The organism is Paracoccus sp. JM45 (assembly GCF_003590715.1).
In the GTDB taxonomy this organism is placed as follows: domain Bacteria; phylum Pseudomonadota; class Alphaproteobacteria; order Rhodobacterales; family Rhodobacteraceae; genus Paracoccus.
Genome location: NZ_QQVY01000007.1, coordinates 1 through 21,657, shown reverse-complemented (window position 1 = coordinate 21,657; position 21,657 = coordinate 1). Strand labels below are relative to the sequence as shown.

Annotated in this window: 17 protein-coding genes and 2 pseudogenes; 2 read left to right on the top strand and 17 right to left on the bottom strand. The window is 56.5% G+C overall.

Annotated elements, in window-relative coordinates; translation table 11 throughout:
- Window positions 1-82: 82 nt before the first annotated feature.
- Window positions 83-482, top strand: a pseudogene (locus DWB67_RS10830) (transposase); the annotation flags it as partial.
- A 64-nt stretch (window positions 483-546) separates the two neighbouring features.
- Here the strand turns inward: DWB67_RS10830 and DWB67_RS10825 are convergent.
- The 16 genes and pseudogenes from DWB67_RS10825 to DWB67_RS10750 form a co-directional block, all read right to left on the bottom strand.
- Window positions 547-1,316 (bottom strand): annotated as a pseudogene (locus tag DWB67_RS10825) (IS5 family transposase).
- Between the two features lie 216 nt (window positions 1,317-1,532).
- Window positions 1,533-2,588, bottom strand: coding sequence for a phosphotransferase family protein (locus DWB67_RS10820; protein WP_119807563.1), 1,056 nt, complete (start codon window positions 2,586-2,588; stop codon window positions 1,533-1,535).
- Entirely contained in the window at window positions 2,585-4,708 is a 2,124-nt protein-coding gene (locus tag DWB67_RS10815; RefSeq protein ID WP_119807562.1) for a 3-hydroxyacyl-CoA dehydrogenase NAD-binding domain-containing protein, read from the bottom strand. The genes DWB67_RS10820 and DWB67_RS10815 overlap by 4 nt, the downstream gene beginning before the upstream one ends.
- Before the next feature lie 15 nt (window positions 4,709-4,723).
- Window positions 4,724-5,914, bottom strand: coding sequence for an acetyl-CoA C-acyltransferase (locus tag DWB67_RS10810; RefSeq protein ID WP_119807561.1), 1,191 nt, complete (start codon window positions 5,912-5,914; stop codon window positions 4,724-4,726).
- A 24-nt stretch (window positions 5,915-5,938) separates the two neighbouring features.
- Window positions 5,939-7,399: an aldehyde dehydrogenase family protein gene (locus tag DWB67_RS10805; protein ID WP_255418642.1), complete on the bottom strand. Its 1,461-nt coding sequence runs from the start codon at window positions 7,397-7,399 to the stop codon at window positions 5,939-5,941.
- Between the two features lie 28 nt (window positions 7,400-7,427).
- Window positions 7,428-7,823, bottom strand: a complete 396-nt coding sequence (locus tag DWB67_RS10800; protein ID WP_119807560.1) for a carboxymuconolactone decarboxylase family protein — start codon at window positions 7,821-7,823, stop codon at window positions 7,428-7,430.
- A gap of 36 nt (window positions 7,824-7,859) precedes the next feature.
- Window positions 7,860-9,032, bottom strand: a complete 1,173-nt coding sequence (locus DWB67_RS10795; protein ID WP_119807559.1) for a CaiB/BaiF CoA-transferase family protein — start codon at window positions 9,030-9,032, stop codon at window positions 7,860-7,862.
- Window positions 9,029-9,901: an NAD(P)-dependent oxidoreductase gene (locus DWB67_RS10790; protein ID WP_182911555.1), complete on the bottom strand. Its 873-nt coding sequence runs from the start codon at window positions 9,899-9,901 to the stop codon at window positions 9,029-9,031. Before DWB67_RS10790 ends, DWB67_RS10795 begins: the two co-directional genes overlap by 4 nt.
- Window positions 9,902-9,911: 10 nt before the next feature.
- On the bottom strand, window positions 9,912-11,087 hold the full coding sequence (locus tag DWB67_RS10785) for an acyl-CoA dehydrogenase family protein (protein ID WP_370453585.1): 1,176 nt from the start codon (window positions 11,085-11,087) through the stop codon (window positions 9,912-9,914).
- Window positions 11,088-11,261: 174 nt separating this feature from the next.
- Window positions 11,262-12,032 carry an SDR family NAD(P)-dependent oxidoreductase gene (locus tag DWB67_RS10780; protein WP_119807556.1) on the bottom strand — a complete coding sequence of 257 codons (771 nt, stop codon included), beginning with the start codon at window positions 12,030-12,032 and terminating at the stop codon, window positions 11,262-11,264.
- Between the two features lie 23 nt (window positions 12,033-12,055).
- Complete coding sequence (locus tag DWB67_RS10775; protein WP_119807555.1) at window positions 12,056-13,246, bottom strand: mandelate racemase/muconate lactonizing enzyme family protein; 1,191 nt, start codon at window positions 13,244-13,246, stop codon at window positions 12,056-12,058.
- A 33-nt stretch (window positions 13,247-13,279) separates the two neighbouring features.
- Window positions 13,280-14,878: a GMC family oxidoreductase gene (locus DWB67_RS10770; RefSeq protein WP_182911554.1), complete on the bottom strand. Its 1,599-nt coding sequence runs from the start codon at window positions 14,876-14,878 to the stop codon at window positions 13,280-13,282.
- 2 nt (window positions 14,879-14,880) lie between these two features.
- Window positions 14,881-16,554, bottom strand: a complete 1,674-nt coding sequence (locus tag DWB67_RS10765) for an ABC transporter ATP-binding protein (RefSeq protein WP_119807667.1) — start codon at window positions 16,552-16,554, stop codon at window positions 14,881-14,883.
- Between the two features lie 40 nt (window positions 16,555-16,594).
- Window positions 16,595-17,509 (bottom strand): ABC transporter permease, encoded by a 915-nt coding sequence (locus DWB67_RS10760; RefSeq protein ID WP_119807553.1) that lies wholly within the window; start codon window positions 17,507-17,509, stop codon window positions 16,595-16,597.
- A 1-nt stretch (window position 17,510) separates the two neighbouring features.
- Window positions 17,511-18,428: an ABC transporter permease gene (locus tag DWB67_RS10755; protein WP_119807552.1), complete on the bottom strand. Its 918-nt coding sequence runs from the start codon at window positions 18,426-18,428 to the stop codon at window positions 17,511-17,513.
- An 89-nt stretch (window positions 18,429-18,517) separates the two neighbouring features.
- On the bottom strand, window positions 18,518-20,047 hold the full coding sequence (locus tag DWB67_RS10750) for an ABC transporter substrate-binding protein (protein ID WP_119807551.1): 1,530 nt from the start codon (window positions 20,045-20,047) through the stop codon (window positions 18,518-18,520).
- Between the two features lie 201 nt (window positions 20,048-20,248).
- Here DWB67_RS10750 and DWB67_RS10745 point away from each other — a divergent pair, with 201 nt between their 5' ends.
- On the top strand, window positions 20,249-21,136 hold the full coding sequence (locus DWB67_RS10745) for a LysR family transcriptional regulator (RefSeq protein WP_119807550.1): 888 nt from the start codon (window positions 20,249-20,251) through the stop codon (window positions 21,134-21,136).
- Between the two features lie 135 nt (window positions 21,137-21,271).
- On the opposite strand, the gene DWB67_RS10740 is transcribed toward DWB67_RS10745, so the two are convergent.
- Window positions 21,272-21,657 (bottom strand): IS5 family transposase (locus DWB67_RS10740; protein WP_119807549.1); only part of this gene is annotated, 386 nt, incomplete at its 5' end.

Genomic DNA, 21,657 nt, shown 5'->3' with positions numbered 1-21,657 from the left:
ACCATTTTACAAACACAGATACTCGACGAAAATCAGTCCAGCTTAGTATCTGTTAGCAAAAAGGATTCACGTCTAGGAATAAATGTGTTTAAAGCTGGTATCTGCAGAGGAAGCCAGCTTGGTACGAAACCTCATGCGGGACGAGGAATGGATGTTCTTTGAACATATCATTCGCACTGTCCGCGCACCGAACGGACGCAAACCAACCAATCGTCGCCTTGTTCTTGATGGGGTTTTCTGGATTGCCAGAACTGGCTCGCCATGGCGCGATCTGCCGGAGGAATTTGGCAAGTGGTCCAGTGTTTCCCGACAGTTCCGGCGCTGACACTGGCAGGTTTCTGGGAGTAGATCATGGATGCCCTGAACGAGAGCAGGGCTGCGCCAGATGCTTTTCAAATGGTTGGTAGCACCGTGATTCGCGGATACCATCAGCCTGCGGGCGCTAAAGGGGGGCTTCGCGCCAGGGTTTCGGACGCTCAAGACCGTCCTGTGGGAAAATGATTCAGCGGATCGTTTTCTGGAACAACTCCTAGGGCCCGTGGACATTCATCTTGAAGCAATCAGGGCTGCGGCGAGGTTCCAATTGGCAGTGTAGCTGCAATCGGTCTTGTCATAGCGTGTTGCTATACCTCGGAATTCCTTGATCTTTGCGAAGTAGTTTTCAACCATATGGCGCCACTTGTAAGCGTCTGCGTCGTAGTTGCGCTTGTTGCTTTCGGTTTGATTTCGGTTTGATTTCGGTGGGATCACGGCGCTTGCCCCACGTGCATCCAGTTCTTCCAGGAGCCAGTTCGCGTCAAACGCTTTGTCTGCCAGAAGAGCCCCGAAGGGAACGTTACGGATCAGAGGCGCGACGCCTTTTGTGTCATGTGCCTGCCCAGGCAATAATAGGAAACGGATTAGATTGCCGAGCGCATCCACAAGCGCGACGATTTTAGTCGTCAGACCGCCACGCGAGCGTCCGATGGCCTGAGCCTGAGTCCCCCTTTTGCGCCGGTTGCCTTTTGGTCAACCTGAACGATGGTGCCGTCGATGAGGGCATAGTCAAGGTCGGGGTCACCACTCATGGCTATGAAAAGGCTCTCGAAAACCCCTGCTTTCGCCCATCTGCGGAAGCGGCGGAACTGGCTGTTCCAGTTGCCGAAGGCGGGCGGCAGATCGCGCCATGGAGACCCGGTGCGAACGCGCCAGAACACCGCTTCCAGAAACAGACGGTTATCATTTGCCGTAGCCCCCGCGTCGCTGGCTTTTCCCGGCAAATGCGGCTCAAGCCGCCGCCACACACGATCCGTCACCACAAAGCGCTGCTCGTTCATCCCAACCTCCGTTTAGGAGATTTGAATCAGAAATCAAAACCTATGGGAAGTATGATTGTCCACGGGCCCTAGATAACACATCAATCCGTCTCTGTATCTGCCATTTGTCAACATGACCTAGCAACACGCCGCCATACTCCAGCGCTAATGTCCGAAAATCTTGACCTATAAGCCGTGCAATTTTCAAAAAGCCGAACGATATTGAAGAACATGATACTACATATACCTATCAACAATATTCCACGCATTCTCGGCCCTAACACGTGCCAGATGCCCCAGCTCAAGTGCACGATGTGACGACGCATTTCCTGCCAGTCCGCGCTTATAGACGCCCTGTATGATTGCGGCGCTTCGGAAAAATGAAAATACCACGAAAAACAGATGGTTGGTGATTTTCTTACGTCCCGAATAGTGACAGTAAAGGTCCAGAAACTCTTGCTCTGTCGGAATGCCGAGGGCTTTGAAATCAAGACCTTTGAAGCGGCCTGTCGGCAAACTCTCCGCGTGATAGTTCGCGCACATATAGCCAAGGTCGGCCAAGGGGTGGCCAAGGGTGCATAGTTCCCAGTCCAGTAACGCCAGAACCTCTGGGGATTTCGCTCCTACAATTGCATTGCCCGGCCGGTAATCACCATGCACGATCGACGCCTCGTCATCGTCGGGTAAATTGGCAGGAAGCCACTCCATCAGTTTGTCCATCGCGGCGATCGTTTCGGTTTCAGTCGCGACGTACTGCTTGCTCCAACGCTGGACCTGTCTGGACAGAAAGCCCGTGGGTCGTCCGAAATCTGCCAGGCCAATCGCTTCGGGATTGACTGCGTGAAGATCTGCAAGTGCTTTGATAAAGCTGTGATAGAACGCCCTGCGTTCATCGGGCGTCTGATCAGGCAGACTAGGATCGTGGAAGACACGGCCCTCGACCATTTCCATGACATAAAAATCGCTGCCGATAACGGATGGATCCTGACTAAGATGCAGCATTCGCGGAACGGGAACAGGAGTATCCCTTAACGCATCCATCACACGAAACTCGCGATCGACGGCATGTGCGGATGGCAACAACGTACCGGGGGGCTTTTTCCGCAGGACGTATTTTCGCTGACCGATTGCCAGCTGATAAGTCGGATTGCTTTGTCCCGCATTGAACTGGCGAACCGTAAGGTCGCCTTCAAAATCCGGAAGCTTATCTTGCAAATAAATTTTCAACGCACGCTCGTCAAAACTAAGCGCGGCACTGACATCGACCAGAGGAGGACCGCCGTTTTCGCTCATGTTTTATTTCCTTTCTCGAACATTGCGATGCGCTGTTCATTCAATGTGGCAAAGCTATGACCTTCACGCGCTATATCGCGCAGCAGTTGCGGCACCTGCCAGAACTGGGGATCCTCATGCGCGTATGCTTCGATCCGTGCGATCAGGGTAGCTGGGCCGATCCGATCAGCCTGAAACATCGGACCACCGCGATGGCGGGGAAAGCCATATCCAAAGAGTTCGACCGCATCGATATCAACGGGACCAAGGGCGATACCCTCTTGCAGGACGGATACGGCTTCCGCGATCATTGCCGTCAGGCAACGGTCAACGATGTCTTCGTTTGTAAACTGTCGCGGTTCAGACCCGATGGCCCGCCTTTCGTTGTCGACGATGGCAGTGACATCAGGATTGACCTGTCGCGGTTCGTCGCCATCGTAGACATAATATCCGCGGCATGATTTCCGCCCGTACCAACCGCTTTCACAGATCAGATCGGCGATCCTTGAATATCGTTCTTCCGGCGGGCGGTCTGCCGCTTTGCGGTCGCGCGTGGCTTTGGCAATATCCAGTCCCGCCAGGTCCGAGACGGCAAAAGGCCCCATCGCAAAGCCGAAATCTTCCAGTGCCCGGTCGATATCTTCGAAGCTGGCCCCATCAAGCAAAAGGTAATCGGCGGCGCGTCGATATCTGGTCAGGATACGGTTGCCGATGAAACCGTCGCAGACCGTTGCCCGCACTGGAACCTTCCCAAGCTTTCGCGCCAAAAGAAAAGCCGTCGCGACACAATCCGGCGCGGTTGCATCGGCAACTACGACCTCTAACAGGCGCATGATGTGGGCGGGGGAAAAGAAATGCAGGCCGATCACATCTGCGGGTCGCGACGTTGCCGCAGCGATCAGGTTCACATCAAGATAGGAGGTATTGGTCGCCAGAATTGCACCCGGCTTACATATGACATCAAGTTTCGCAAACAGGTCGGTTTTGGCTGCGATGTCCTCGAAGATCGCCTCGATGACCAGATCGGCATTTGCGACTGCATCCAGCGTATCGGTGCAAGTGAACCTTTCAAAAGCAGTTTGATGCGTATCTGGGTCAAGTTTTCCCCGTTTAAGCGCGCCATTCAGGTTCTGTTCCACAGCCTTGCGGGCCGAAGGTACGCGTGCACTCTGTGCCTCGATTAAATGGACGTGGTATCCTGCAATCAGAAACGTCGTGGCGATACCGACACCCATTGTGCCGCCACCGATGACCGCAACGGAATTGATCTGGCGCGGCATCGCCGCAGCTTCGGGCATTTTGCCAGTGGCGCGTTCCGCGAAAAAGGCGTGGACCAAACCTGCGCGTTCTTCGCTTTGCATCAGGTCCTTGAACAACTTCCGCTCTTTCGTCAGGCCATCTGTGATCGGCAGGGATGATGCGGCAATTGCTTCCAGTGCTTTTACCGGTGCAAGAAGCGCAGGCCGTTTGCCAGATAACCGCTTTTGCGCTGCTGCAAAAACTTCAGGCTGGAAAGCGACCGACAGCTTATCGGTTTGGCGCGGCACCAGTTTTCCTGTCAATACATCCTTGGCCATTGCCAGTCCCGCATCACGTGGCGGACCATCGGTCAACCTGTCAATGATCCCCAAAGCCAGTGCCTCTTTCGCCTCGACCTCGCGTCCTGAACAGATGATATCTATTGCCGCGGCACATCCGGTCAGGCGCGGCAGACGTTGCGTGCCACCCGCACCGGGCAACACACCAAGCCTGACTTCCGGCAGGGCAATCCGCAGACCTTGCACGCCGACGCGCAGATGGGCCGCAAGTGCCAACTCAAGTGCACCTCCGAAGGCCGCGCCATGTAGCGCGGCAATCACCGGCTTTTCGCTGTCGTGCAACGCGCCTAGAACCTGAGGCAATGTCGGTTCGATATCGGATTTCGCAAGATCCTTGATATCTGCACCCGCCGAGAACAGCCGTCCGTCACCATAAAGAACGATGATCCGGACGGCAGGATCATCCGCCAACCTGCGATAGGCATCGTAAATGGCTTTGCGAAGCAGAACGCCAAGCGCGTTGACCGGCGGTTTGGCAAGACAGATCAGTCCAATACCATCCTGAACTTCGGTCCGGACGATTTCTGTGGTCAGGTCTTTCATCTCACTCTCTCCCGTTCAATCCAGCCGTTCGATGATCATGGCAATCCCCTGGCCAAAGCCGATGCACATCGACAGGCAGGCATATCGGCCCCCTGTCGCTTCCAACTGGCGAAGTCCCGTCAGGATAAGTCGCGCCCCCGAGGCACCAAGCGGATGTCCCATGGCGATCGCACCGCCATTGGGGTTCAGCCGCGGATCATCTGCTGCCAGCCCAAGGCTGTTGCAACAGGCCAGCACTTGGGCGGCAAAGGCTTCATTGATCTCGATTACGTCCATCTGCGACAAGGCCAGACCGGCACGGTCAAGCGCCTTGGGAATAGCCAGCGCCGGACCAAGCCCCATAACACGCGGTGCAATGCCCGAGACCGCGCCAGCAATAATGCGCGCGCGGGGCGTGGGCCCAAGCCCGGACTGACCAATCATCAACGCCGCCGCACCATCATTGATGCCCGAGGCATTCGCCGCGGTAACAACCCCACCCGCTGCAACCGTGCGTAACGTGGCCATTTTTTTCAATGTGGTATCAGGACGCGGATGTTCGTCATGCGCGACGACCGTAATTGCGCCTTTGTGCCCGCTAACAGATACAGGCGCTATTTCATCCGCGAAAAATCCGGCCACGCGTGCGCTTTCATAATTCTGCTGGCTGGCATGGGCATAGCGATCGCAGGCATCGCGGCTGATGTTGAATTCGGCCGCAAGATTGTCTGCCGTTTGTGGCATGCTGTCGTCCCCGAACTGCGTCTGGAAACGCGGGTTCGGAAACGGCTTTCCGGCGGTCGAGTCATGGATTGCGCGCTGTCGCGACCATGCGCTTTCCGATTTGGCCAATACGAATGGCGCACGGCTCATACTTTCGACACCGCCCGCCACAAACAGCGCGCCGTCGCCTAGGGACGCGGCCCTTGCCACATCCAGCGCCGCCGACATACTGGACCCGCACAACCGGTTGACCGTTTGTGCGCCGGCCCCTTCGGGGATGCCCGCAAGCAGCGCCGCAAAGCGTGCCACATTGCGGCTGTCTTCGCCCGATTGGCAGACATTGCCCAGCACGACATCCTCAACCTGTGTGGCTGACCAATCGCAACGCGCCATCAGCGCCCCGATGATCTGTGCCATCAGATCATCGGGGCGTATATCCGCAAGGGCGCCGCCGAACCGTCCGAACGGGCTGCGCAATCCGTCATAGATATAGGCATCAAGCATCCTGTGCTTCCTTTCCCCCGACAATCATGGCGCAGTAAAGCGACCCGCGCTGATCATCGCGTCAATTGAAGGCATCACCTTGACCTCAAGGTATTCCTCCAGCCCGAAGGTACCGCCTTCACGCCCGTTGCCCGATTGCTTGTAGCCGCCGAAAGGTGAACCGGAGGCTGCCCCCTGCCCGTTGATGGCCACGACGCCCGCGCGCAATTGCGCAGTCACCCGACGCGCCCGTTCCGCGCTGCCGGTCTGTACATAAGCGGCAAGACCATAGTCGTTGTCATTGGCAATCCGGATGGCATCTTCTTCGGTGTCGAAGGGAATGATGGACAGAACCGGCCCGAATATTTCTTCGCGGGCAATGCGCATATCATTGGTGACATCGGCAAAAACCGTCGGTTTGGCGAACCAGCCGGTCGTCACACCATCGGGTCGGCCAAGACCGCCCGACAAAAGGCGTGCACCTTCGTCCAGTCCAATCTGGATCATTTTCTGAACACGGTCGAACTGCATCTTGTCGAACAGGGGACCGATATGCGGCCCCTCTTTCGCGGGATCATCCACGGTCTGCTTTCCGGCAGCGGTTTCCACCAACTGCAGCACCTCGTCGTAGCAACTCCGCTCGACCAGCATCCTTGTGGGGGCATTGCAGCCCTGCCCGGTGTTCAGAAAGCACCGTTGGACCGATGCCGGCACGCAGCTGTCCAGATCGCAATCGGCAAAGACCAGATTGGCAGATTTACCACCCAGTTCCAAAGCCACGCGTTTGACGCTTTCGGCGCTGTCGCGTGACACCATAGCGCCCGCGCGGGTCGATCCGGTAAAAGACATCATCGCAATATCGGGGTGCTGTGACATCGCACTGCCAACCCCTGCACCATCGCCAAAGACCAGATTGAAGACGCCTGCTGGATAACCCGCTGCATGCACACATTCAGCAAAAATTGCAGCCGACAGCGGTGTATGTTCGGAAGGTTTAAGCACGCATGTCGCACCTACAGCCAAGGCAGGCAGAACCTTTTGCGCGATCTGGTTGATAGGCCAGTTCCATGGTGTGATCAGCCCGCAAACGCCAATTGGTTCTTTGCGGATCATATCGCCGTTCGGTAGAAGATATTCTTCCTCTAACGCCTCTAATGCCGCGATAAAGGCGCCTGTATGGCGCGGACCACAGCCGGCCTGCGCATTGCGGGACAGGGTAATCGGCGCACCCATCTCCTGACTGATTGCCTGCGCCATATCCTCGGTGCGATCAGCAAGGGCCTGCTGCAGCGCATGCAGATATCCCAGCCGTTCCGCCTTCGATGTGCGCGAAAAGCTGGCAAAGGCACGACCGGCTGCGGTTACGGCGTGATCAACGTCAGCCGAAGTGCCCAAGGCGACCGTGCCGATCTGTCGTTCAGTTGCGGGATTCATGATAGGGAAGGTGCTGCCACCCTGCCCCGCTGTCCAAACCCCGTCGATGTAATGCTTATCCAGTGTCGTCACGTCGCCCTCCTCCTGCATTGGTTCCGGATCACTTTGCGGGGGCATCCAGCAACCCGCGTTCTTCCAGCACCTTGCGGGCATGGCGGAAACACTCCAGCGATTGCGGGACGCCACAATAGATACCGATGATGTGGATAATCGAGCGGATTTCCTCTTTGGTGACGCCATTGTTGATCGCGCCGTTACAGTGGATTTCCCATTCATGCATCTTGCCAAGCGCAGCCAGCATCACAAGATTCAGCATCGACCGTGTCTTATGGTCGATCGTGTCGTCCCCCCAACCAAAGCCCCAGCACCATGCGGTCATCGCCTCTTGGAACGGACGCGAAAAATCATCTGCGGCGGCAAGGTTTTTTTCGACATATTCCGCACCGACAACCGCCTTGCGCTGTTTCAGGCCAAGTTCAAAAAGTTGATCGTCCATCGGTATAATTCCTTGTATAATGGGCGTGAAAGCAGATCAGGCAACAACGCCCTGCGCATAAAATGCGTCGATTTGGTCAGGGGCATAGCCAAGTTCGCCAAGGATCTGGCGCGTGTGCTGGCCAACCATCGGCGATCGGGCCAGCCTGTCGTCCGGCGTGAACGCGGGCATGCCGGGAATATTCGGCACCGGCCAGGGATCATTCGCACCCGCCTGTTGCAGCCATGAAAACACACCCACCGCCTCGGCTTGTGGATGGTTCACAAGATCACGATATGTTTGCACGACCTCGTTCTGCAAACCTGCACTGCTTAGCAGCTCTGACAGCTCGGCGGCCTTCCAGCGCATGGTGATACGGCGCAGATGGTCGTTCAGTTCGTCGATATGTTCCAATCGGCCTGCAATGGTGCGATACGACAGGTTCTGCCAAAGATCGTCCAGTTTCAGCAATTCACAGAGGGTCTCGAACTCTCGATCCCGGACGATATTGATCTGGATATGGCCATCACTGGTCTTGAACGTCCCGGAAGGCGCGGTCGAGGCACGGCGTGGTCCGCTTCGGAACCCACTAAGCAACCGCACCGCCTGAATGCTGGCCGCAGCCTCAAGAAGGCTGACCTCGATCTTGCGACCTTCTGCGCCATCGCGTCGTGCGTAAAGCGCGGCGGCAAGGGCTTGTTGCGCATAAAGGCCGGTCGACATATCGAAATAGCTGACGGGGGTGTGATGCGGTGTGCCATCCGTTCCGGTGTTTTCGGCAACAAACCCGCTGAACGCCTGAAGCATCGGATCCATCGCAGGACGGTCGCGCATTGGTCCGCACTGGCCGAAACCGGACACCGAAATATAGATCAGACCCGGATTCAAGGCATGCAAACGGTCCCAACCATAGCCCAAGCGTTCGGCCACACCGGGGCGATAGCCTTCGATAAAGACGTCAGCATCGGCGATCAGAGTGTCGACAATCTTGCCGCTGGGGGCCGCCTTCAAGTTCACAGCAAGCGCGCGCTTGCCCATATTCGCCACGATGGAATAGGCGGTGTGATCACCATAAACACCGCCGATCAGCCGCGCCCAATCCCCGCCCTGAGGCTCGATCTTGATGACATCCGCACCCTGCTGGGCCATCAGCATCCCGCAATAGGGGCCAGCCAGCCCCTGCGACAGATCAACAACCTTCAGCCCTTCATATGGTCTCTCGAAGCTCATGATCCGGTCCTTTTTTCCAGAACCTCGAAGACGCGAGTGAAATCGGATTGCGGGGGCAGCGCGTCCTCGACCTGCTGCCAGATTTCGGCGACCCGTGTGCCCATCTGGTTCGACGTGCCGGCCTCTTGGACGAACTGGTTGTAAAGGCGGACATCCTTGTTCAGCAGCTCGGCGAAAAAGCCCGCGTCATAGGTTCCAGTCAGGATACGGCGGGGAAATTTATCTTCGATCGCCGTATTGTTGCCGGTCGAGACTTTCACGACATCAAGGATCGTTTTCATTTCGACCCCATGTGCCAAGCCGAACAGGACGGCCTCGGACGAGGCGGCCATCGCGGTTGCCGAAAGGAAATTGTTCAGCAGTTTGACCGCCTGCCCCTGCCCCGCCTGATCACCGACGTGAAAGGCATTTGCACAGAACAGATCGATGATATGCCGATGGCGTTCCATCTGGGCCTTCGGGCCAGCCCAGATAATGGTGATTGCCGCTTTCAACGCGCCTTGCCGACCGCCACTGACCGGCGCGTCAATGAATGTCATGCCAGCAGCGGCAAGTGCGGCTGCCGCCTCTTTGGCAGCTGCAGGGCCGATCGTTGACATGTCGATGATCACCTTGCCGGCGACATCTTCCATTGCCGCAATTTCCGCGGCGACAGCGTTGACGATCTTTCCATCCGGCAAGGACAGAAAGATCGTATCCGATTGGGCGACAACCTCTGAAAGGTCGGCAGCCTCGATAGCACCCGAAGGTGCGTGGCCGGGCATACAGTCATAACAGACCAGCGGGGTATCGCCTTTTGCGATGAACGATGCCATCGGCTCGCCCATCTGGCCAAGTCCGACAAATCCGATTTTGGTGGGTGCAGACATAGCGATGCTCCTACTGGGTTTTGTATTTGCGCAGTTCCATCCGCGCGATCTGGTCGCGGTGGACTTCATCGGGGCCATCGGCCAGCCGAATGGCGCGTGCGCGGGAATATGCATAGGAAAGGCCGAAATCGTTCGAAACGCCGCCGCCGCCATGCGCCTGAATTGCCCAGTCAATCACCTGACAGGCCATATTCGGGGCGGCGACCTTGATCATTCCGATTTCCTTGCGGGCCTCGCGGTTGCCGACCTTGTCCATTTTATCGGCAGCGTTCAGCACCAACAGCCGCGCCTGATCAATCAGGATGCGCGATTGTGCGATACGTTCTCTGGTGACGCCCTGATCGGAAAGCGGTTTGCCGAAAGGTTCACGTTGCAATGCGCGTTGGCACATTTTTTCCAGCGCGACTTCGGCCTGGCCGATCAAACGCATGCAATGGTGGATACGTCCCGGTCCAAGACGGCCTTGGGCAATTTCAAACCCGCGACCTTCACCCAGAAGGATGCTGTCGGCCGGAACGCGGACGTTGTCGAAGATAATCTCGCCGTGGCCATGTGGGGCATCGGAAAAGCCGAAGACCGGCAGCATACGCTTGATGGTGATACCGGGCGTATCGCGGGGAACAAGGATCATCGACTGCTGGCGATAGGCATCCGTACCGGTCGGATCCGTCTTGCCCATAAAGATGAACAGCTTACAGCGTGAATCGCCCGACCCCGAGGACCACCATTTGCGACCGTTGATGACGTATTCGTCACCGTCACGGATAATCGTCGATCCGATGTTGCGCGCATCCGACGATGCAACCGCCGGTTCGGTCATTGCGAAACACGACCGGATCTCACCCGCAAGCAGCGGGTCCATCCAGCGCCGTTTCTGTTCCTCTGTGCCAAAGCGTTCCAGCGTTTCGATATTACCGGTATCGGGCGCGGAACAGTTGAACACCTCGGCGGACCAGAGGGCACGGCCCATAATCTCGCACAGGCTGGCATATTCCAGATTGCTAAGACCGCCACCGGAACCGCTGTCAGGTAGAAACAGGTTCCACAATCCGGCCTCACGCGCTTTGGGTTTCAGTTCCTCGATAATCGGAACCGCGCCCCAATTCTGCCAATGTTCGATGCCATAGCCCATCTCTTGCAACTGCTGCTGATAGAGACCCTGATTGGGGTAGATATGTTCTTCCATGAAAGCGTTTAGCCGGTCACATAGGTCTTTGACCTTCGGGCTTAGATCGAAATCCACTGTAATCACTCCGTTATTTGCGCCACTCGGGCCGAATTCAGGCAACAGGCATCCGCAGCCTTGAATCGGCCGTGACAAAATCCTGCAGCATATTGGGGTTAGGTCAGGGGATGCCGGTTACGGGCCGACGATGGTTGTTCCCCCGTCTACGACGATCACCTCTCCGGTAATAAAGCGGGCGGCGGGACCGGCCAGGAATGTGGCGACCCCGCCGATATCCTCGGGTTCGCCCAAACGCCGGACGGGCGTGCGGGCAATCCGGTCGTCGCGCAGGGTGTCATTTTCCCAAAGCGCGCGGGCGAATTCGGTCTTGACCAGACCCGGCATGATGCAATTGACCGTGATTTTTTTCGGACCCCATTCCACGGCCAGCGAACGGGTCACGCCCACATCGGCAGTCTTGGAAATACCATAGGCGCCCAAAGTCGCCGAACCGCGCAACCCGCCGATCGACGATACAATGATAAACGCACCGCCGCCCGCGTCCGCCATATGAGGCATGGCCGCATTGGCAAACCAGATCGCGCTATGCACGTTCGAGGTCATGACTTTGTTGAAAGCCTCATCCGTCAAGCTGGACAGCGGGCCATAGACCGGATTCACCGCCGCATTGGCAACAAAGATGTCGATCCGCCCCCACGCGTCATGCGTTTTCGTCACCAGCGCCTCGCACTCCTCCCTGCGCGATATATTACACTCGACTGCCATCGCCGTGCCGCCAGCCGCGGTGATTTCCTTGACCGCCGCTTCGCATGCCTCGATCTTCCGGCTGGCAATCGCCACTTTCGCGCCCATAGCGGCCAGATGATGGGCGATGGAAAGTCCGATGCCCTTGCTGCCACCCGTCACGATCGCAACCTTGCCGTCCAGCGAAAACGGATTTCTCATGCTTCTCTCTCCCTCAGTATCTGTCATGCGGGCGTTTCCTGCATCCGCAGCTGCAAGCGTTCGCCGTGATAGGGATTGGCCTCAGCCGCTTCCTCATCAAGTTCGACACCGATTCCGGGGGCGGTCGACGGAATGACATATCCATCCTCCCACCGGATCGGGGTCTTCAGGATTTCAGCCTGGAACCCGCCCCATTGCTCGATCCCCTCCATGATCAGAAAGTTCGGGCTGCACGCCGACAGCTGGATATTGGCCGCACCGACAATCGGGCCGCAGAACAGATGCGGAGCGATCTGGGCATGGAACGCCTCGCCCATCGCGGCGACTTTTTTCGCCTCCAGCAGACCACCGACGCGACCCAGATTCATCTGCAGGATCGACGCGGCATCATTGCGCAGCAGATCGGCAAACTCATACTTTGTGGTAAGCCGTTCACCCGTGGCGACGGGGATCTTGGTTCCAGCCGCAACGCGCGCCATGCCGGCAATATTATCCGGCGGCGTCGGTTCTTCGAACCATAACGGATCATGCGCCTCCAGCCGTCTTGCCAAACGGATCGCGCCCGAGGGCGTCATTTCGCCGTGCGTGCCGATCAGGATATCGCATTTCGTGCCAACAGCCTCGCGGACCCGTGCGGTATAGCGATCGGCAAAATCCAGCGTTTCCATGGAAAGTTGCCGCGGGTCGAACGACGTATAAGGGCGCGCGGGATCGAACTTGAGGGCGGTAAAGCCCTGCGCGATATATTCCAATGCGCGCTCGGCTGCGGCATCGGGATCGTTATAGACCTTTTCGTTCGACACAGCGTCCGGCGCGGCGTTCAGATAGGTATAGCTGCGCAGCCGCTGGTGCACCTGCCCGCCAAGCAATTCGTAAACCGGCTTGTCCAGCGCCTTGCCGATGATGTCCCAAAGCGCGATCTCGATCCCGCTGAAAATACCCATCACGGTAGGGTCGGGACGCTGAGAGAACCCCGCGGAATAGACAAGACGGAAGTGGCGTTCGATCTTGAACGGATCGGCCCCGATGAAGTGCCGTTCGAACAGATCATCAATCATCGCGGTCAGCGCCTTGGGGTGGAAAGCCACCCCGTAGATTTCGCCATAGCCGACGATACCGCATTCTGTCGTGACCTTGACAAAGACCCAATATGGGCCACCCCGATGGATTGACTTATTGCCGACGACAAAGGTCTTGATATCCTTGATCTTCATAAATTTGGCTTCCAGGCTGGGTTTCCGGTCATATCAGGAGATATCCTGAAGGATCATATCGGCGGCTTTTTCACCGATCATGATACAGGCGGCATTGGTATTGGCCGACACCAGCGTCGGCATGATAGAGGCATCGGCAACGCGTAGGCCGGTCAAACCGTGCACCCGCAACCGCGGGTCGACCACAGCGCCGACATCCGTGCCCATCCGGCAGGTGGAACTGGGATGGAAAATCGAAGATCCGTTTGCCCGCACATATGCCAGCAACTGATCATCACTTGTGACATCGGCACCAGGCAGGATTTCGTCGCTGATGTAATCTGCAAGGGCATTCTGGCCAGCAACCTTCCGGACCAGCCTTACCCCGGCAACCATCGTGTCCCTGTCCGTGCTGCTGTCCAGATAGTTCGGCTGGATTGACGGAGGCAGCCGGTGGTCCGCTGAGGCGATCCTGACGTGGCCACGGCTTTCGGGACGCAGCTGGCAGACAGTGACGGTAAACCCCGAATAGGGGTCCAGAACCCGACCGCGCTTCTGGGCGCTGTAGCGCATGAAGTGGAACTGCACATCAGGCGTCATGACATCAGGGCGCGTTTTGGCAAAGACACCCACCTGACCTGCGCTAAGCGACATCGGCCCGCCGCGATCCTTTAGCCAGCGCAGGCCCACCGCCGCCTTACCGCGCCAGTTGCGGACCTCGTCGTTGACAGTGACCGGCTGGCTGCACCGATATGTGCTGCGGCAAGTGTAATGGTCTTGCAGGTTCTCTCCGACGGCGGGCAGGTCATGTGCAACATCGATACCAAGCTGGCGCAGATGCTGTGCGTCGCCGATGCCCGACAGTTGCAGGATTTTAGGCGAATTGATCGCACCTGCAGACAACAGAACCTCGCGTCCGGCGCGCAGCACGTCGATCCGGCCATTGCGTTCCACTTCGACGCCGACGACTTTGGTTCCTTCGATGACCAGACGGCGCACCATCGTGCCGGTCTGGATATGCAGGTTGGGTCGTTTGCGGGCGGGCCGCAGATAGGCGGTTGCCGCACTGCTGCGCCAGCCATTCCGCGTCGTCACCTGAAAATATCCTGCACCTTCCTGCTGTCGTCCGTTGTAGTCGCTGTTTGCCGGAATGCCGGCCTGTTCCGCCGCCTGGATATAGGCATCGCAAAGCGGATTCTGGCTGGCGCGGCTGATGCCCAAAGGTCCGTCACGCCCGTGATAATCCTCGTCCAGACCATCTATGGTTGCCCCTTCCGCGCGGCGGAAATAGGGCAGAACGTCGTCAAAACTCCAACCGGTGTTGCCTAGCTGACGCCAATAGTCAAAGTCCTCGGCCTGCCCGCGGGCATAGACCAACCCGTTGATCGAGCTGCATCCGCCCAACACCTTGCCACGCGGCCAATCAAAGCTGCGCCCGCCCGATTGCGGCACCGCATCGGTCTGATATCCCCAGTTGATGCTGGTATCGCCCATGGTCCGGTAATATCCAATCGGGATATGGATCCACGGATTGCGATCTTTCGGACCGGCTTCAAGCAACAGAACCTGAAGGTTCGGCTTGGCTGACAAACGGTTGGCCAACACGCATCCGGTTGATCCCGCACCGATGATGATGAAATCATATTGCTGCATGCTTACTGCCCCACAGCCGTTGCGAGCGGCCCGACTTTCGGCGAAAATTCGGCCATCTCGGGAATGACCCATCCCTGACCGGGCTGGGCCGCAATCAATGCGCGGGTGTATTCGTGCTGTGGCGCATTGAAGATGCGACCGACGGTTCCACGTTCGACCACTGCGCCGTGTTGCATCACCAGCACTTCGTCACAGACCTGCGCTGCCACGCGAAGATCATGCGTAATGAAAATCACAGTCAACCCAAGGCGATCGCGGATATCGTTGATCAGTTTCAGGACTTCGCGTTGGATCGACACGTCCAGTGCCGATACAGCCTCATCCGCGATCAGGACCTTCGGGTTGACCACCAATGCGCGGGCGATGCAAAGGCGTTGGCGCTGGCCACCGGAAAACTGGCTTGGATAACGATGCACCGAATATTTCGGCATCCGGACGATCTCCAGCAGCTCATAGACCCGCCGCCATGCTTCCTTGCGCGAAACACCGAAGTTCACAGCACCCTGAATAAGCTGGCTGCCGATCGTACGGCGCGGATTAAGCGATCCGTAAGGGTCTTGGAAAACGATCTGGATGTCCTTGCGGTGCTTTCGTAATTCGCGTGCGGTTTTGCCGGTGAAATCAACGCCTGAAATATTGATACTGCCGCTGTCGGAATCGATCAGCCGCATCAGGCAACGCACCAATGTCGTCTTGCCCGATCCAGATTCACCGACAATTCCCAAAGTCTCGCCGCGGCGGACCTGGAAAGACACATCACGCACGGCTGCGACAGTCCGTGTTTTCTTGAACATGCCCGCCGAGGTCTGGAAGGTCTTTTGCAGGTTGTCCACCTGTATCACCACAGGCTTTTCGCTTGCAGCAATCTGTGCATCTTCGGTCGGCCGCGGCACGGCGTCGATCAAGGACCGCGTATAGGGATGTTGCGGATGGTTCAGGACCTGATCGGCAGTTCCTTGTTCGACGATCTGCCCCTGACGCATCACGACGACACGGTCCGCGATTTCTGCAACAACACTGAAGTCGTGGGTGATGAACATGATGCCTGCGTCATGCTTTGAATTCAGCTGTTTCAGCAGGCGTAAAATCTGCGCTTGCGTTGTCACATCCAAAGCGGTCGTCGGTTCATCCGCGATCAGAAGTTTCGGGTCGAGTGCCAACGCCATAGCGATCATGATCCGCTGGCGCTGACCGCCCGAAAGTTCGTGAGGATAGGATCCGAAAAGCCGTTCGGGGTCAGGCAGGCGGACCTCCTCTAGCAAGGTCAGGGTCCGCTTGCGTCGTTCGGAAGCATCAAGCGACCGGTGAACCCGAAAGACCTCTTCGATCTGATGGCCCACGGTATAGGCCGGGTTCAGGGCGGTCATAGGTTCCTGAAAGATCATCACCATCCGGTCGCCACGCAGCGCGTTATGGGCGTTCTGGTCAAGATCCAGGACATTGCGTCCATCGAACAGGATTTCTCCGCCAGTGACTTTCAGGCTGGGTGACAAAAGCCCCATCGTCGCAAGCGAGGTTATCGACTTACCCGATCCGGATTCACCGACAACACACAGGATTTCGCGGGGCCTAACGTCGAATGACAGGTTTTCCACGGCATTCGCGCGCTCTATCTTCATTGGCAAAGCGACCGTCAGGTTGCGTATCGAAAGAATGGGCTGGTTTGTATCCGTCATATGCATGCCGATCTTGCGAAGGTGAATTTTCCCGACCGCATCAGTTGCGATCCTCGGGTGCAGTGACATCGCGCAGGCCGTCGCCGACCAGATTGATGGCAAGGACCAGAATAAAAAGCGCGATCCCCGGTACTGCGATCAACCAACTGTCAAAGAACATCAGCCCCTTGGCGTCAGAGATCATCAGACCCCAACTGGGCGTTGGCGGTTGCACACCCAAGCCTAGAAAGGACAGGGCGGCCTCCAGCAGGATGGCATGCGCCATTTCGAGCGTTGCGATCACGATGATATGATTGGAGATATTGGGAAGGATTTCTGCGAACAAAATTCGCGGTGTCGAACTTCCAAGCGATTGCGCCGAGGTGACAAAATCCAGTGCGCGGACCTGCTGAGTGGCACTGCGCATCACAACCGCAAAGCGGTCCCAGATCAGAAGGCCGATGACCCAGATCACAACCGACAGTGAAGAACCGATAATTGTCACCACCGCCAGCGCAACCAGAACCACGGGCATCGACAGTCTGGTGGTGATGATAAAGCTGATCACCATATCGACACGGCCGCCGAAATAGCCTGCACAGACACCCAGAACCGTCCCGATCACCCCGGAAATCAGCATGGCCGAAAAGCCGATCATCAGCGAGATCCGCGCACCATAGATAAGCCGTGATAGGTAATCACGCCCCAGATGGTCAGTCCCCAGAATATGGTCCCAAGTGACAGACGGGCTGTCGAACCAGACCGGCGGGATCAGTTTTTGCGACAGCACTTGCTCATATGGATCATGGGGGGCAATCCATGGGGCCAGCAAGGCGATCACGATGATAATCAGGATCGTGATGCCGCCGAAGAACAGTCCCCGATGCGTCCGGACTTGTGTCAGCATCAGCCGGAAGGGTGACAGAACATTCTCATGTTCCATAGTGGGAAGGTTGTCGTCGTTTGAAATGGTCATATCATCCCATCCTTATCCGCGGGTCCAACCAGGCGTTCAGCACGTCGGCAAAGAATGTCAGCGCGATGTAGAAAAAGCTGAGTACAAGAACGATGGCCTGCATCATCGGCAGGTCGGCGCGCTGGATCGATTCCCAAGCCAGGAAGCCAAGGCCATTGATGGCAAAGATCGTCTCGATCACGATGGAACCACCCAGCATGAAACCGAATTGCACCGCGGCCAGCGAAACGACAGGAATGATTGCATTCCGCAAGGCGTGCTTGAAAAGCAGGGAAAACTTGCTGACCCCCTTCGCCCGTGCCGTCCTGATATAATCCGAACGTAGAACGTCCAGCATACCCGCACGTGTCAACCGCATGATGCCTGGGGTAATATAGTAGCCAAGGGCAATCGAGGGCATGACAAAATGCGCCCAGGTGCTTGTTCCCGATACTGGCAATAGGCCCCAGTTGATCCCGAACCACAGCATCATAGTCAGCGCGAACCAGAAGCTTGGCATTGCCTGCCCCACCACCGCGATGGTCAATGCACAGCGATCAAGCCAGCTGTTGGGTCGAATGGCTGCCAGAACCCCCAGCGGGATGGACAATGCCAATGCGAAAAACAGCGCGCAAATGCCCAAGGTCATCGTTGCAGGCAGACGCGCAAGAATTTCGTCAGTCACAGGCTGGTTCAGGTAATGTGACTGGCCAAGATCACCATGCAGCGCATTTTTCAGCCAATCGACGTATTGGACCGGTATCGGGCGGTCATAGCCATAGAATTCCCGAATGGCGTCAAGATCCGCCTGGGTCGCGTTTTCACCTGCCATCGCGATGGCAGGATCACCCGACAGGTAGTTCATAGAGAAGGTGATCATGGAAACTGTTAGGGCGACCAAAAGGGCAAGGGCCACCCGTTTCGAAAGAAATGCCAACATCTGTCAGCCTCACGCGTTTGGGGTCTTGAAGGATGAAAGGATCTTCCGGTGCCTGGGTCCGGAAGATCCGGTCGCGATGGCCCGTTAATCTACTTCCACGTCGCGGAATAAAGGCGCGGGATTTCATCCGGTGTAGGTGTGAATTCCAGATCGTTGGAAAAGGCATAGTATTTGGCATAGGAAAACAAGGGCAGCCAATAGGCCTCATTGGCGATGATACCCAAGGCCTCGGCATAGGCCTCCTTGCGCACTTCGGGGTCGATAGAGGTATCGCCACGCGCCAGTGCTTCGGCAGTTCTGGGATCTTTTGCAGGATCATCCGGCCCGCCCATAAAGAAATGGCTGGTAATCGCCGCGACATCGGCGATCGAACTGGACCCCCATGTCATAAAGCTGACGGGTGCCCGTCCATCCTGTATCCGTTCCAGCAAAGAGCTGTACTGAAGCCAGTTGAGCTTCGCCTTGATCCCGACTGCCGACAGGTCACCGATAATGGCTTCGGCCACCTCGCGTTGACGATAGCCATAGAAGTCGAATTCGAAGCCGTCAGGATATCCCGCCTCGGCAAGCAAAGCCTTCGCCTTTTCGGGATCGTAATCGTATTTTGTCACATCCTGCGTGCAGGCAAACTGGTCGGGATGGCAAGCCGAATGAATCACCTCGGCCGGACGCCCGACAAGCTGGTCGGCAATCGCGTCGCGATTGATGGCATATCCGAACGCCTGCCTTACTTTTTGATCGGTAAAGAACGGCTCGCCCGAGGTTCCGCTTACGTCGAAGGTCAGATAGGCAATGCGTAGGGTTTTTTCGTTGAAAACCGTGACGCGCCCCGTCTGTTCAAGCCGCTCGGCCTGTTCCTTGGGAACGTCCCATGCCCAATCCAGCCCGCCGGTCATCAGCTCGGCAAGCTGGGTGTTGGATTCCTTGATTGCACGAAAATTGATATGACCGATTTCAGGCGTTCCCTTGGGTCCACCCGCAAAATAATCGTCATTCTTGTCCCAATGGACATAATCACCGTTCTTGATGTCGGCGACCTTATAGGGCCCCGTCCCGGTCGGCGTCACGGCAGATAGATCACGTGTTCCGTCAGGTCCGACGGGTGCATCATCGTAAAAGCCGTCGGGCATGATCATGATTTCATTTGCCAGATAGGCGAAGGCGTTCGCGAAAGGCTCTTTTAGTTCCAGCCGGACTTTGTACTGACCCAGCTTCGTGGCCCCTTTCATCCAGTTCACAACCGATTGGGCAGGTACACCGTTCGAAGCATCAGCCAGAAAATTGATGGTATAGACCACGTCATCAGCGTCGAATGTTGTGCCATCGTGGAAGACAACATCATCGCGCAGATCAAATTCGATGACGGTATTGCTTTTCCATTCCCAGTCGGTGGCCAGCAACGGGTCGAATTCGCCGGTTTCATTGTTGAACAGGACCAGACCGTCCCACCCCATATGGCCCATAATGACCATTTCACGCGTCACGCTGAAAAAGGGATCAACGACGGCAACTTCTTTATCGGTCGCCCAATTCAGTGTATCATCGGCTTTGCCTGCCATCAGCGGCATGGATGTCGACAATACAAGTGCCGCGCCAAGAGCTATCGAGCCGAATTTCATCTGGTATCCCCTCCCTGACATGAATCCGACGCCCTGTTCGACGTAGCCCCCTCGCCTCCCCGCGATGGACTAATCAGAGACTGTCACGATATCCTGTGACAACTCGTATCGGAATTTTCTAGAGCTTGCTGCCTCGATAGGCATAATGCAAATGCTATAATTGCATTACCCTATTACAAAATATTATGGGATTTAGGAACGATGTTACGCTTTAATCTTAGACAAATAGAAGCCTTCCGGGCAGTCATCCAGACGGGCAATATGACCCAGGCCGGTGAACTTCTGGGCGTGACCCAGCCCGCCATCAGCCGCCTTATCCGCGAGCTGGAGGAAGAGTATTCGCTGCAATTGTTCATCCGCCACGCAGGCCGGATCGAACCGACAAAAGACGCGATTGCCCTGCATACAGAGGTCGAGCGTTGCTATGCCGAACTTGAACAGATGGTCAAATTCGCAACCGATCTTGGTTCCTCAAGACGTCGTCGCCTCAGGATCGCCTCAGTCGTAGGTCATTCCTATTTCTTTCTTCCCGAAGTTATAAAGTTCTTCCATTCACGCTGTCCGGATGTGGTCATCAATTTGCGTAGCGGGTCTTCCCCCGAAATCATCGAGCACATCGAAAAGGGAAGATGCGATGTCGGACTGGCATTGCTTCCGCTGGACGTTCACGGTGTTGTTATAAAAGCATTACCCGAAACCAGTTTGGTGTGCGTCATGCCCAAGGGTCATCCCTTAAGCAAGCTTGATACGGTTACGCCGCAAAACCTTGAAAAGGTTCCTTTGCTTTTGATTTCCGAAAGCAGCCTGATGCGTAAAAGATTGCTTCAGGCTTTCAACGAAGCTGACATCGAACCCAATGTGATTATGGACTCTACCTATACCGGTCCTATCTGCAGCCTTGTTGCACATGGGATGGGTGTTTCGGTTATGGATTTCCTGACAGCTGATGCCTATTCGAATCTGGACATAGAAATCCGGCCTTTCAGCCCGAGTATTCCTTGCGAACTGAAGCTGGTTCTTCCGGCCTCACAAGCGCTCTCTCAGCCTGCATCAATATTTGTCGACACGCTGATGGAACACGTCCGGTGAAAGCTGGGCTGTCACTATCATACACGACATGATTGAAGTCTTCACCTTTGCCGGTGAGCCAACCATGCCATAAATCTGTTATATGGACGAAGACTTGGTCTAGTCGTTTGGACTGCGCCTAGGGCCCGTGGACATTCATCTTGAAGCAATCAGGGCTGCAGCTAGGTTCCAATTGGCGGTGTAGCTGCAATCGGTCTTGTCATAGCGTGTTGCTATGCCTCGGAATTCCTTGATCTTTGCGAAGTAGTTTTCAACCATATGGCGCCACTTGTAAGCGTCTGCGTCGTAGTTACGCTGTTGCTTTCGGTTTGATTTCGGTGGGATCACGGCGCTTGCCCCACGTGCATCCAGTTCTTCCAGGAGCCAGTTCGCGTCAAACGCTTTTTCTGCCAGAAGAGCCCCGAAGGGAACGTTACGGATCAGTGGCGCGACGCCTTTTGTGTCATGTGCCTGCCCGGGCAATAATAGGAAACGGATCAGATTGCCGAGCGCATCCACAAGCGCGACGATTTTAGTCGTCA